This window comes from Paraburkholderia sp. SIMBA_030, assembly GCF_046535245.1.
Lineage (GTDB): Bacteria > Pseudomonadota > Gammaproteobacteria > Burkholderiales > Burkholderiaceae > Paraburkholderia.
Genome location: NZ_JAWRXB010000348.1, coordinates 1 through 278, shown reverse-complemented (window position 1 = coordinate 278; position 278 = coordinate 1). Strand labels below are relative to the sequence as shown.

1 pseudogene is annotated in these 278 nt (G+C 61.5%); it reads right to left on the bottom strand.

The annotated features are described in order from the left end of the window. Positions 1–251, bottom strand: a pseudogene (locus SB772_RS40295) (hypothetical protein); the annotation flags it as partial. Between the last annotated feature and the right edge of the window lie 27 nt (positions 252–278).

The window sequence follows — 278 nt, the reverse complement described above, 5'->3', positions numbered from 1 at the left end:
GAGGCAAAGTTGGCTTCCCAATCGCGGGTGAAAAACAAGGAGTGATGCGGCAGTTCAGGAAGGTTCCCCTTGACGCCCAACATGACCAAGACGGCGCCGGGGCCGCTGGTGCGCCGTTCCCACCATGAACTGTTGTAGCTCCGATCCTGCACCCCCAGCAATTGGGTTTCGGTGTGGTGCAGGTCCGCTCCGGAGACCACGAGGTCGGCAACGCTGTAATGCTCGGCTCCGTTGTGGTCGCGCCAATTCACCCCGGTAACTTCCCGGCTGTCCCTAGC